An 11,664-nucleotide genomic window follows, 5' to 3' on the forward strand; every position below is an offset into this window, starting at 1 on the left:
CCCGCCGACCGCCATAGGTGATCGCACCCATCCGCCGTCATTTTCGGGCCCGTGTCACATCCGGGGACGCTGGTACGTCGAAGGGGTATGAGTACACACCGGAACGACCACGGACAGCACACACATGACCAGCGCACACAGGTCAGCGCGGGCGCGATGGTGCCCATGCTGGCGCTCGAGGCCTACACCCGGGCCCGGGTCTCCCGCTCCGACAGTCACCTCATCAGGCTCCGGGTCTCGGCGGTGAACGAGTGCCGCTTCTGCACCGCCATGCACCGACGCGACGCCCGTAAGGACGGCTGGGACGACGCCCGGATCGTGGCCGCGGAGGACTGGCCCGCCCACGCCGGCGAACTGTCCGAGGGCGACCTCACGGTCCTGCGATTCGCTGACGCGATCACCCACATCCGCGGCGAGGACTCGGTCTCGGACCAGCTCTGGGACGACGTGGTCCGACACCGGGGCGAGGCGGGCACTGGACAGCTGCTGATGGAGGCCGTCACCATCAACGCATGGAACCGGATCGCAGTGGCCACCCGGAAGGACCCGGGGTCGCTCAAGGGGGTGCGCCGGGAGGACATCGATCCCGTTCGCCCGAGGTGACCGCGGCCGGGGCGCTCGCCGGACTTGACCGGGCCGCGGTGGACCGGGTCCGGGGGCGCCTCCTCGGGGTCGGGTACCGCATCACCGGGACGTGGGCCGACGCGGAGGACGCCGCCGACGAGGCACTGGCCCGCCTGGTCGGGCTCGAGGTGGGATCGGCGCCCGACAACCCCGAGGCGTGGCTCACCACCGTCACCACGCGCCTGTGCCTGGACCGGCTGCGGCGGCGCAGGCGGGAGGACTACGTGGGGGCGTGGTTCCCCGAACCCGTCGATACCGCCCTTCTGCCCGCGGAGCTGGCCGAGCAGCGCGACGACCTGCGGATCGCCGTCCTGCTGGCTTACGAGCAACTCGGCCCCGACGAGCGCGCGGCCTTCGTCCTGCGCGAGGCCTACGCCCTGCCCTACGCCGAGATCGCCGAGGCGCTGGACGCGGCCGTGCCCACGGTCCGTCAGTGGGTGAGTCGGGCGAGGCACCGGCTGGACACCGACCTGCGTCCGCCGGAGCGCGCGCCGGAGGCGGTGATCTCGCGGCTGGTCGAGGCCGTCCTGGCCGGTGACCTCCAGCAGACGATCGACGTGCTCACCGCGGACGCCCGGGTGGTCTCGGACAGCGACGGGAAGGTCAACGCCGCCCGCAGGGACATCGTCGGGGCCCGCAAGTGTGCGTACTTCCTCATCAAGGCGGCGGAGCTGTCCGACGGCATGATCGCGCCGGTCGAGGTGAACGGGGAGTTCGCGTTGGCGGTGGTCTCCCGCGGTGTCGTCCGGGTGGCCCAGCTGGGCGTGGCCGACGGCCGCGTCACGCGGGTCTACTTCCATTCCAACCCGGCCAAACTCACGCGTCTCGCCTTGCCCGAGGGGTTCGAGCCGAGCGCGTGAGGCGGCGGTCCGCGGCAGCCCGGTCGGTTGCTACTCGGGCACCCACATGGCCATCTCGTTCCCGCCGGGCTCGCGGAAATGGAACCGTCGGCCGCCGGGGAAGGAGAAGGGCTCGAGGGTCACCACGCCGCCCGCGGCCTCGACCCGTCCACGTGCCTCCGTCAGGTCGGCGACCCGGATCACCATCAGCGGTGCCGGCGACTGCTCGTCGTCGTCACCCTGGATCCCCACCTCGATCCCTCCGCCGGTGAGGTCGGTGTAGGACGTCCCGTAGACGGTGGGCGTCCAGCCACACACGGTCGAGAGGAAGTCGGCGGTCGCCGGCATAGACGAGCTGGGGAACTCGACCATCGTGATCTCGAGTGGAGTGGACGCCGGGGGAGTCTGATCCTGCATGCGGAGAAGAATACGGACCTCCGCCCCGCCTCCACCCTGCATCCGCCCGGCCCCGCCGAATTCTGGTCGTTCACACGGCGGTGATCTCGCTCGAACTCCGCGGTGAGCACGACCTTTCCCGTCGTGAGCGCGATGAGAATCCCCGCCGGGTCAGCGGCGGGCCCGGGCCCATCGCCCGAGGAGCTCGGCGGCGGCGGCGCGTGGATCGGGAGCCCCCATCACCGCCGACACCGCGCACACGCCGTCCAGGGCGGTGCCGGAGAGCAGATCGACGTTGGCAGCGGTGATCCCCCCGATGCCCACCGCCGGGACGCCCGCCCGGTGGGCCGCGCGGGCGATGCGGTCGGCACCCCCGGGGCCGAGCTCCGCAGCGGTGTCGGTCTTGGTGGCGGTGGACCAGACCGGGCTCACCCCGATCACGTCCGGTGCGGGCCCGGGGCCGGCCAGTGCGACGTCGAGCTGCTCATCGGACTCGATCGACAGGCCCAGCATCAGATGCCCCGGGAGTTCGGCGCGGGCCCGCCCGAACGGCACGTCCCGCTGTCCGACGTGCAGGTGCAGCCCCAGCTCTCGCGCCAGGTCCAGGCGGTCGTTGACGAACACCGGCACGTCGCGGCCCACCCGGGCCCCGGCCCGTCGGGCGGCGTCGGCCACGGCTGCGGCGCGGGCGGCGAACTCGTCGTCGTCGCACTCCTTGTCGCGGACCTGGACGACCCCCACCCCGCCGAGCACCGCGTCGTGGACGATCCGGGGCACCACGTCGCGGCCGCCCCCGAGGTGGGGATCGGTGACCAGGTACAACCGCCAGTCGACCGGGCCGCACCGGCCGCCGCCCCCGCGCCGGCCGCCGCCCCCGCCCGGGGCGGAGGCGCGGCGCCCGGGGGCCGGGTGGGTCACGGCGTGGCGTCGAGGAGCGTGACCGAGTCCGCGATCTCCTCGGGCGTGAGCGTGTACAGCGCGTCCAGCCACGCCACCGCGAACAGGCCCGGGCCCGCGGCGACGCGCCCCGCTGCCGTCCCCGCCGCGCCGACGTGCGCGTGGGCGGCCACCACCGCGTCGTGGTCGGGGAGGCCGGCGGCCCGGGCCGCGCCCAGGTACGCGGCCGTCAGCGCCCCGAGCGCGCAGCCGGTGCCGATCACCTTCTGCAACAGCGGGTGCCCCGAGGTGATCCAGGTGGCGACCGTCAGCCCGCCGGAATTGGTGACGACGACGTCCTGCGCACCCGTCACCGCGACCACACCCCCGGTGCGCTCGGCGAGCATCAGCGCCGACGGCAGCGCGGCCGCGACGTCGTGTGTCGAGTCCACGCCCCGCCCCCCGGTCCCGGTGCCGGCCAGCGCGACGATCTCCGAGGCGTTGGCCCGGATCGCCGCGGGGATGTGGTCGAGCCAGCCGGTGGCGAGCCCGGTGCGCAGTGTCAGACCGCCCACCGCCACCGGATCGAGCACCCACGGTGTGCCGTGCTCCCGCGCCGAGCCGATCGCGGCGTGCATGCCCTCCACCTGTTCGGCGGTCGGGTTGCCCACGTTGACCAGTACGCCGGAGGCGACCGCCGCGAAGTCGGCGGCCTCCTCGGGGTGGTCGACCATCGCGGGAGCCGCGCCGGCGGCCAGCAGCACGTCGGCCGTGACCTGGCGGACCACCGAGTTGGTCAGGCAGTGCACGAGCGGTTCGGCCCGGCGCATCTCCGAGACCAGGTGGACGATGTCGACGGAGCTGGAACCGGAGCCGGGTGCGGACATACTCCCAGTGTGCCGCCCCCGGGCGGACCAGGGACGGAATAGGCCCCGCGGGGCGTCGGTTGGACCCGTCATGACCCCCTCCCCGATGCCCCTGTCCGTGATCGACTTCGCCTCCGTCCGCCCCGGCCAGTCCGTCGGCGAGGCGCTGCAGGACTCGGTGGCCTTGGCGCGCAGGGCGGAGGAGCTGGACTACGAGCGGGTCTGGTACTCCGAGCACCACAACATGGGGTCCATCGCCTCCTCCGCGCCGGCGGTGCTCATGGCGCACATCGCCTCGCAGACCGAGCGGATCCGCCTGGGCTCCGGTGGGGTGATGCTGCCGAACCATTCGCCGCTCGTGATCGCGGAGCAGTTCGGCACGCTCGCCGAGCTGCACCCGGACCGGATCGATCTGGGGCTGGGCCGCGCGCCCGGTACCGACCCGCAGACCTTCCGGGCCCTGCGTCGCGAGCCGTCGGCCGCCGAGCGCTTCCCCGACGACGTGCGAGAGCTACAGGCCTTCCTGGGGGACTCCCCGTCGGACCTCGCCCGCACCCGCGGGATCACCGCGACCCCGGGCCGGGGCACCAGGGTCCCCCTCTACATCCTCGGATCCTCGTTGTTCGGCGCACAGCTCGCCGCGAAGTTCGGTCTGCCGTACGCGTTCGCCTCCCACTTCGCCCCCGACGCGCTCGAACAGGCCTCCGCGGTCTACCGCGACCGGTTCGAGCCCAGCGACCAGCTGGCCGAGCCGTACATGATCGCCGCGGTCAACGTGGTGGCCGACGACGACACCGGGCGCGCGGCCCGCGAACTGCACTGGTACCGCCGCCAGCGCGTCAAACTCATGGCCGGACGCGGGCGCCACTTCTCGGACGAGGAACTGGACATGGTGATGGAGTCGGCCGCCGGTCGCCAGATCCTGCACATGATCACCTACACCGCCGTGGGTGACGGCCCCGAGGTGCGCGACTACCTGCGCGACTTCGCCGAGCGCGCGGGCGCGGACGAGCTGATGATCGCCCCCGTGGGGTCGACCCGAGAGCGGATCCACGGCACCTTGGAAGTGGTGCGCCGGGCCTGGAGTGACTGAGGTGCCGGTGGCCGAGTGCCGTTGGTCACGTATTCACAGCACGTTCCTACTCACGGGTAGCCGTGGGTTCACGGCAGGCCTAGAGTTGATCCATGGCCATTTCTGATGTAGGCGAGTACGCGCACCTCTCTCCCGAGCAGATCGACGAGCTGGGGCGGGAACTCGACGCGATCAGGGCCGACGTCATCGCCTCGCGCGGGGAGCGGGACTACCGCTACATCCACAGCGTGATCCGGTTGCAGCGGGGGATCGAGCTGGGAGCCCGTGCCGTCCTGTATCTCGGCGCGCGGAACCGCACCGCCTGGGCGCTCGGGACGGGAGCTCTGGCCGTGGCCAAGATCCTCGAGAACATGGAGATCGGGCACAACGTCCTGCACGGACAGTGGGACTGGATGAACGATCCGGAGATCCACTCGACCACGTGGGAGTGGGACCTGGTCGGCAGCTCCGCCGACTGGAAGCACACCCACAACTACCTGCACCACAAGTTCACCAACATCGTCGGGCTGGACGACGACGTGGGGTTCGGCGTCCTGCGGGTCACGCGTGACGTGCCGTGGGAGCCCAGGTACTCCGCCAACCTCCTGATCAACACCGTGTTGATGCTGGGGTTCGAATGGGGGATCGGTCTGCAGCACGTCCGGTTCCAGGACGCGTTCCCGGGCTCCGGTGCCACGCCCGCCGACCGGCGCACCGCCAAGGCGTTCCTGCGGAAGGCGGGCAAGCAGGTCCTCAAGGACTACGTCCTGTTCCCCGTGCTCGCGGGGCCGTCCGGCCGGCAGGCGCTCACCGCCACCATCACCGCGAATATCATCCGCAACATCTGGACCAACGCGGTGATCTTCTGCGGCCACTTCCCGGACGGGGCGGAGAAGTTCACCCCCAAAGACGTCAAGACCGAGACGCAGGCCGAGTGGTACCTGCGCCAGATGCTCGGCAGCGCCAACCTCGACGGCGGCCCCGTCATGAACCTCATGTCGGGCAACCTGTCGTTCCAGATCGAGCACCACATGTTCCCCGACCTGCCGTCCAACCGGTACTCGGAGATCTCGCTGCGGGTCCGCGACCTGTGCGAGCGGTACGACCTGCCGTACGTGAGCGGGCCGCTGTGGAAGCAGTACCTGCAGTCGTGGCGCACCATCGCCCGGCTCTCCCTGCCCGACAAGTACCTGCACCGGACCGCCGACGACGCGGCGGAGACCCGCAGCGAGAAGATGTTCGACCGGTTGCCGCAGATGCCCGGCCTGGCGACCGCCCTTGCGGCGATCCGCCAGAAGGGGCGCCCCCAGCTGGTCCACTGACCGCTTTGGCAGACTGTCCGGCATGTCGCTGAAGAACATGCTGGAGTCCGCCTCGCGGGGCGGGACCGTCGAGGTCACGGACGGTTGGACGCAGGGCCGCGCGATCTACGGTGGCCTGACCGGGGCCCTGCTCCTCGCCTCGATCAAGGGGCGCCTGAGGGACGCCGCCGGAGACGCTCCCGGAGACCCGTCCGGGTCTCCGCATCCGTTGAGGTCGTTCACCGTGTCGTTCGTCGGTCCCGCCACGACGGGCGCGGTCGAGGTCCACGCGGAGATCCTCCGGGTCGGGAAGAACGTCACGCAGGGCCAGGCCACCCTGCGGCAGGACGGGAAGATCGTCGCCACAGCCCTGGCGGCGTTCGGCAAGCACCGCGAGTCCACCATCGTCGTGCCCCCGAGGCATCCCATGCCGGAGTTGCCGGAACCCGGGACGATCGAGCCGTTCCCCTACATCGAGAAGATGACCCCGGAGTTCTACCGCTTCCTCGCGCTGAGGCAGGTCGGCGGCGCCCTACCGTTCAGTGGAGCCGAGACCGGAGACCTCTCGGGCTGGGCGCAGCTTCGCGAGGCCCCGGAAGAGTTCCACGAGGAGCACCTGCTGGTGCTCGCGGACGCGTGGCCGCCCGCGACCATCCAGATGCTGTCCGGGTTCGCGCCCGCCAGCAGCCTGACCTGGACGCTCGAACTCGTGGCGGAGATCGGTCCCGACACGATCCCGCCGGAGGCGGTGTTCGCCTACGAGGCGACCACCGATGCGTCCCGCGACGGGTACGCGCACACCCACGCCATGATGTGGCGGCCGGACGGGGCACTGACGGCGATCAGCCGCCAGACCATCACCGTGTTCGGGTGACAGCAGGCGGCTGATCGGGCAGCGGCGGGACTCAGCCGGCGGCGCGGCTGGCCCTGCGGCGATCGCCGCCACGCGGCTGGCCCGCGCTCTGGGCGATCGTGTGGGTGGCGGCCGAACGCTGGCCACCGGCACCCTGGCGTGCGGAACCCTGGCGTGCCGAACCCTGGCCCCCGGAACCCTGACGGGGGGAACCGTGGCCACCGGAACCCTGGGCGCCGGCGCTCTGGGGACGACGGGGACGGCGACGGGTGCCGTCCGCACCGGATTCCTGACCGCGGCCTCCGCGCTCCCCGCCGTCGCGGTTCTGCCCCTGGCGGCTTTGACCCTGCCCGCCCTGGGCGCGGCCCTGCCGCTGCCGGTTCTGGCTCTGGCGGGACTGGCCCTGGCTCGGGCGGCCCGCGGGGGCGTCGTCCCCGGGGACGTGTGCGGGGGGCTCGGGGGCGTCGGCCAGCGCCGTGGCGGCGTTGGCGCCCACGGGGAGCACGATCTCGCCCGCCGTCACGCCGGCCGACCGCAGCAGGGAGCGCACCTCGCGGACCTGGTCGGAGGTGGCCACGGTGACCACGGTGCCGACGGCACCCGCGCGGGCGGTCCGACCCGAGCGGTGCACGTACGCCTTGTGCTCGGCGGGCGGATCGGCGTGGACGACCAGCCCCACGTCGTCGACGTGGATGCCGCGTGCGGCGATGTCGGTGGCCACGAGCACGCTCGCCTGGCCGGAGGAGAACGCGTCGAGGTTGCGGACACGCGCGTTCTGCGACAGGTTGCCGTGCAGGTCCACGCTGGTCACGCCGCGCCCGGAGAGCTGTTTGGCCAGACGCTTGGCTCCGTGCTTGGTGCGGGTGAACATGACGGTCCGCTCGTTCACCCCGGCGAGGTCCGCCAGTGCGCGGACGCGGTCGTCCGGGTCGACGTGGAAGACGTGGTGCGCGGTCGCGCCGGGGGTGGCGGAGCCGTCGTCGACCTCGTGCACGACCGGGTTGTCGAGGAACTTCTTGACCAGCTTGTCGACACCCTGGTCCAGGGTCGCGGAGAACAGCAGCCGCTGCGCGCCCGCGGGCGTGGCCGCCAGGATCCGGGTGACCCCCGGGAGGAAGCCCAGGTCGGCCATGTGGTCGGCCTCGTCGAGGACGCTGACCTCGATCGAGTCCATGCGGCAGTGCTTCTGCCCCATGAGGTCCTCGAGCCGGCCCGGGCAGGCCACCACGATGTCGACGCCCTGGTCGAGCGCGCTGACCTGGCGACCCTGTGAGACGCCGCCGAAGATGACGGTGGTCTTGAGGCCCATCGCCCTGGCCAGCGGCGCGAGCGTCTCGTCGATCTGACGGGCGAGTTCGCGGGTGGGGGCGAGGATCAGCCCACGCGGGGAGTTGCGCTTACGCCGGCCGCCGGCGGGCGCCGAGGCGGCGAGGCGGGTGACCAGCGGGAGGCAGAACGCGTAGGTCTTGCCGGAGCCGGTGCGGCCGCGGCCCAGGACGTCGCGTCCGGACATCGCGTCGGGCAGCGTGGCCGACTGGATGGGGGTGGGGGTGACGATGCCGACGCCCGTGAGGACGTCGAGCAGGGATGAAGGAACGCCGAGATCGGCGAAGGAACGTGACAAGGGAGGAATCTCCGTACATAGATGGGGCGTCTTGCCCGGCGCGCTCCTGGGTTTCCGCGTCGCTCGGAGGCGACGCGCCCGGTGCGCGACCACGGGAGGTCGACATCCGATTCGGCCCGAGGCAAGAGTGGTGCGGGCCGACTCGCCCACCCTACGCCCCGCCGGGCCCTCGGCCACTGTTCCCGCCCCGAGTGTGACGAGGTCGTCACTTCCGGGCCCGCAGATGGCACGATGTTGACCGTGCGATTCGACCTGTCCCTGCTGCGGCGCCCGGAACTGGGTTCGGTGCTGCTCGGGCGGGAGACGGAGTCGGCGCGCCTGCGCACCCTACGGGTCCGGGTCCTGCTGCTCCTGACGTTGCTGGCGTCCAACCTCGTCGGCGTCGCCGTCGCCGCGGTGCTGATCCTCTTCGTGCTGCCGGGCCCCACACTCCCGTCCCGGGAGTTCATCGTCCCCACCGCGATCGTGGTCCCGGGGTATGTGTTCCTGGCGACGGTCATCGGCACGATCTGGGTTCGGGGCGTCGTCTACCGGCGTGTCCGGTGGTTCCTCGACGGCCGCGAACCCACGGACCGGGAGCGGGTGAGGACCCTCCGGTTGCCCGGACGGATGACCCTGATCCAGGCCTTCCTCTGGTTGCTGGGCGCAGCCGTCATCACGCCCGCCTTCGGGGTGATCGACCCGGAGGCTATCCCGTCGGTCGGGTTCACGATCGTCTTCTCCGGCATGGTCGTCTGTGGCGTGGCGTTCCTCTTCGCGGACTTCGGACTCCGTCCCGTGGCCGCCGTCGCCCTGGCCGGCGGTCCGGCCCCCCGAGCGCGGTTCCTGGGCGCGATGACGCGGCTCCGTGTGGCCTGGGCCGTCGGCAGCGGGGTGCCGATCGCGGGACTGATCATCGTGGCGATCTACACGTTGGCGGGCCGCGCCCTGTCGCTGGAACGACTCGCCGTCATCGTGATCGTGCTCGGCGCCACCTCGCTCCTCGCCGGATTCCTGCTCGTCTCCCTGGCCACCGGGTCGGTGCTCGGACCGCTACGCAGTCTCCGCTGGGCCATGGAGGACGTCACGGACGGCACGCTCTCCCGGCGGGTGGTGGTCTACGACGGCACCGAACTCGGCGAGCTCCAGCGCGGGTTCAACCGTATGGCGGCCGGGCTCCAGGAGCGCGAACGGCTCCGGGATCTGTTCGGCCGCCACGTGGGTCGCGACGTCGCGGAGGCGGCCGAGGAGCGGGACCCCGAACTGGGCGGGAGCGCCTCCCACGTCGGCGTCGTCTTCGTCGACATCATCGGGTCCACGGAGATGGCGGTGCGGTCCGAGGCGTCGGAGGTCGTCGACGTCCTCAACCGGTTCTTCCGGGTGGTCGTGGAGACCGTCGAGGAGTATCACGGCGTCGTGGACAGCTTCCTCGGCGACGCCGCGCTCGTGGTGTTCGGCGCGCCCCGGCCGATGGACGACCCGGCGTCCGCGGCCCTGGCCTGCGCCCGGGTGCTCGGCGAGCGGCTGCCGGCCCGGGTGCCGGGCTGCCGGGCCGGGATCGGGGCCTCCTACGGTGGCGTCGTCGCAGGCTACGTCGGCGCGGACGACCGTCTCGAGTACACGGTCATCGGCGACGCGGTCAACGAGGCGTCCCGGCTCTGCGAGCTGGCCAAGAACCGGCCCGGTCTCGTCCTGGCCTCCGGCACCGCGGTCTCCTCGGCGGGCGGCGCCGAGGCCGCCCGATGGAACCGGGTCGGGTCGGAGGTGGTCCGGGGCCGTTCCGACGCGACGGAGCTGTGCGTGCCGGTCGACGCCGGGACCGGGGATCAGCCGGCGGACCACGGAGGTGGCGCTATCTCAGCGTGACGTCCGTGCCGACGAGCGCGACCTCGAGGCCGTCGGGCACCACGCGGGCGCCGTGGATCGACACCCCCTCGGGCAGGGAGGCGACCGTCGAGTCGACGGTGCCCGTGATGCCGGAGAACAACCCGTCCGGCAGGGGGATGCCGATCAGCTCGGTCTGCTCCGGGGTCAGGGTGAGTCGGCCGCCGGAGACGCCCGGGGCCACCCCGATCTCGGCGATCCCGCCGATGTCCGCGCGCAGCAGACCGGCCTGCGCGTCCGGGCGCACGGAACGGACCTCGGTCAAGCCGGCCACAGGGGAGTCACCGGCCGGGTTCCCCTCCGCAGCCGCCGCGGCGAGCTGGTCACCGCTGAGCGTCGCGGTGCCGTCCGCCGACGCGGCCAGGATCGCACCGTCCACCATCCTGACCGAGTAGCCGGTCACGTCGATCCGGGGCACGCCTGCGTCACCGGGGGAGGTCATCCGGACCGTGTCGACGGCCCGCGTGGTGGCCAGATCCCAGAGGATCGGAGTGGGTCCGAACCCCACCGACACCGGGGCCCCGAGTCTCGCCGACGCCTCGCGCTCCGCCCGATCCGCCAGGTACCACCGGGCGCCGAACTCGGCGGCCACGGCAAGCCCAAGCACCAGGAGCAGCAGCACGAGCAGGGAGCAGCCGCAGCCGCCTCGCCGGCGGTCGCGCCGTCCTCGTCGGTCGATCGGGTCTCGTCGTCGCATCCACGTATCGTGCCGGACCGTCGGGCCGGGGGCCACCGGCGGTCCGGTTGCGGGCCTGGGGGGTCCGGGCCCACGATCAGGCTATGACCGAGACCCAGGACGCACGCACTGACACCAGAACCGTCGTATTCCTCGTGGCCGGCGAGGGGATCGAACGGGTCGAGCTGACCGAGCCGTGGGGGGCCGTGACCGAGGCCGGTCACACGGCGCTCCTGGTCAGCACATCCGACGGCGAGGTCGACCTGGTCGACCACCTCACCCCGGCCGGCACCCAGGCGGTCGACCGGACGAGCGCCGACGTGACCGCCGCCGACGTCGACGTCCTGGTCCTGCCGGGTGGCGTCGCCAACCCGGATGCCCTGCGTCAGGACCAGCACGCGGTGACCCTCGTCCGCGAGATGGTCGAGGCGGGCAAGCCCGTCCTGGCCATCTGCCACGCGCCGTGGGTCCTGATCGAGGCCGAGGTCGTCCGCGGGCGCCGCGTCACCTCCTACCCCAGCCTGCGCACGGACCTGGTCAACGCCGGTGCCGAGTGGGTGGACGAGGAGCTGGTCAGCTCGGACGGCGTGTTCACCAGCCGCAACCCGGACGACCTCCCGGCCTTCTGCGACGCCGTGCTGGGAGCGATCCGCGGAGTGGACTAGGGCACCGGA

Annotated in this window: 12 protein-coding genes; 7 read left to right on the forward strand and 5 right to left on the reverse strand. The window is 72.3% G+C overall.

The genetic code is table 11. The annotated features are described in order from the left end of the window. Nucleotides 1-87: 87 nt before the first annotated feature. The gene (locus tag ABIE38_RS14020) at nt 88-603 is read left to right on the forward strand and encodes a carboxymuconolactone decarboxylase family protein (protein WP_354057276.1); all 516 of its coding nucleotides are present in this window, start codon (nt 88-90) and stop codon (nt 601-603) included. Beyond that, nucleotides 600-1,484, forward strand: a complete 885-nt coding sequence (locus ABIE38_RS14025; protein WP_354057278.1) for a sigma-70 family RNA polymerase sigma factor — start codon at nt 600-602, stop codon at nt 1,482-1,484. Before ABIE38_RS14020 ends, ABIE38_RS14025 begins: the two co-directional genes overlap by 4 nt. Nucleotides 1,485-1,514: 30 nt before the next feature. On the opposite strand, the gene ABIE38_RS14030 is transcribed toward ABIE38_RS14025, so the two are convergent. The 3 genes from ABIE38_RS14030 to thiM all read right to left on the reverse strand — a co-directional run bounded on the left by ABIE38_RS14030 (nt 1,515) and on the right by thiM (nt 3,622). Beyond that, a complete protein-coding gene (locus ABIE38_RS14030; protein ID WP_354057279.1) occupies nt 1,515-1,880 on the reverse strand; it encodes a VOC family protein in 366 nt (121 codons plus the stop codon). 150 nt (nt 1,881-2,030) lie between these two features. After that, nucleotides 2,031-2,777: a thiamine phosphate synthase gene (thiE, locus tag ABIE38_RS14035; protein ID WP_354057280.1), complete on the reverse strand. Its 747-nt coding sequence runs from the start codon at nt 2,775-2,777 to the stop codon at nt 2,031-2,033. Next, entirely contained in the window at nt 2,774-3,622 is an 849-nt protein-coding gene (gene thiM / locus ABIE38_RS14040; protein ID WP_354057282.1) for a hydroxyethylthiazole kinase, read from the reverse strand. The genes thiE and thiM overlap by 4 nt, the downstream gene beginning before the upstream one ends. 70 nt (nt 3,623-3,692) lie before the next feature. Here thiM and ABIE38_RS14045 point away from each other — a divergent pair, with 70 nt between their 5' ends. From ABIE38_RS14045 to ABIE38_RS14055, 3 genes are all read left to right on the forward strand, one after another. Further along, the gene (locus ABIE38_RS14045) at nt 3,693-4,694 is read left to right on the forward strand and encodes an LLM class flavin-dependent oxidoreductase (RefSeq protein WP_354057284.1); all 1,002 of its coding nucleotides are present in this window, start codon (nt 3,693-3,695) and stop codon (nt 4,692-4,694) included. 92 nt (nt 4,695-4,786) lie between these two features. After that, nucleotides 4,787-5,995: a fatty acid desaturase family protein gene (locus ABIE38_RS14050; RefSeq protein ID WP_354057286.1), complete on the forward strand. Its 1,209-nt coding sequence runs from the start codon at nt 4,787-4,789 to the stop codon at nt 5,993-5,995. Between the two features lie 22 nt (nt 5,996-6,017). Beyond that, nucleotides 6,018-6,848 carry a thioesterase family protein gene (locus ABIE38_RS14055; RefSeq protein WP_354057288.1) on the forward strand — a complete coding sequence of 277 codons (831 nt, stop codon included), beginning with the start codon at nt 6,018-6,020 and terminating at the stop codon, nt 6,846-6,848. Nucleotides 6,849-6,879: 31 nt separating this feature from the next. On the opposite strand, the gene ABIE38_RS14060 is transcribed toward ABIE38_RS14055, so the two are convergent. Further along, entirely contained in the window at nt 6,880-8,451 is a 1,572-nt protein-coding gene (locus tag ABIE38_RS14060) for a DEAD/DEAH box helicase (RefSeq protein ID WP_354057290.1), read from the reverse strand. A gap of 231 nt (nt 8,452-8,682) precedes the next feature. Between ABIE38_RS14060 and ABIE38_RS14065 the strand changes: the two genes are divergently transcribed. Next, entirely contained in the window at nt 8,683-10,296 is a 1,614-nt protein-coding gene (locus tag ABIE38_RS14065; RefSeq protein ID WP_354057292.1) for an adenylate/guanylate cyclase domain-containing protein, read from the forward strand. On the opposite strand, the gene ABIE38_RS14070 is transcribed toward ABIE38_RS14065, so the two are convergent. Then, nucleotides 10,283-11,011, reverse strand: a complete 729-nt coding sequence (locus tag ABIE38_RS14070) for an LmeA family phospholipid-binding protein (RefSeq protein ID WP_354057294.1) — start codon at nt 11,009-11,011, stop codon at nt 10,283-10,285. The two genes, ABIE38_RS14065 and ABIE38_RS14070, sit on opposite strands and share 14 nt — an antisense overlap. A gap of 83 nt (nt 11,012-11,094) precedes the next feature. Between ABIE38_RS14070 and ABIE38_RS14075 the strand changes: the two genes are divergently transcribed. Then, a complete protein-coding gene (locus tag ABIE38_RS14075; RefSeq protein WP_354057296.1) occupies nt 11,095-11,655 on the forward strand; it encodes a type 1 glutamine amidotransferase domain-containing protein in 561 nt (186 codons plus the stop codon). Nucleotides 11,656-11,664 lie beyond the last annotated feature (9 nt).

It is taken from the genome of Dietzia sp. 2505 (assembly GCF_040546785.1).
In the GTDB taxonomy this organism is placed as follows: Bacteria; Actinomycetota; Actinomycetes; order Mycobacteriales; family Mycobacteriaceae; genus Dietzia.

Bases quoted from the DNA above. Each gene is read 5' to 3' on its own strand.
- ABIE38_RS14020 (WP_354057276.1), top strand. From the start codon at position 88: ATGAGTACACACCGGAACGACCACGGACAGCACACACATGACCAGCGC.
- ABIE38_RS14030 (WP_354057279.1), bottom strand. From the start codon at position 1,880: ATGCAGGATCAGACTCCCCCGGCGTCCACTCCACTCGAGATCACGATG.
- thiM (WP_354057282.1), bottom strand. From the start codon at position 3,622: ATGTCCGCACCCGGCTCCGGTTCCAGCTCCGTCGACATCGTCCACCTG.
- ABIE38_RS14045 (WP_354057284.1), top strand. From the start codon at position 3,693: ATGACCCCCTCCCCGATGCCCCTGTCCGTGATCGACTTCGCCTCCGTC.
- ABIE38_RS14050 (WP_354057286.1), top strand. From the start codon at position 4,787: ATGGCCATTTCTGATGTAGGCGAGTACGCGCACCTCTCTCCCGAGCAG.
- ABIE38_RS14055 (WP_354057288.1), top strand. From the start codon at position 6,018: ATGTCGCTGAAGAACATGCTGGAGTCCGCCTCGCGGGGCGGGACCGTC.
- ABIE38_RS14065 (WP_354057292.1), top strand. From the start codon at position 8,683: ATGTTGACCGTGCGATTCGACCTGTCCCTGCTGCGGCGCCCGGAACTG.
- ABIE38_RS14070 (WP_354057294.1), bottom strand. From the start codon at position 11,011: ATGCGACGACGAGACCCGATCGACCGACGAGGACGGCGCGACCGCCGG.
- ABIE38_RS14075 (WP_354057296.1), top strand. From the start codon at position 11,095: ATGACCGAGACCCAGGACGCACGCACTGACACCAGAACCGTCGTATTC.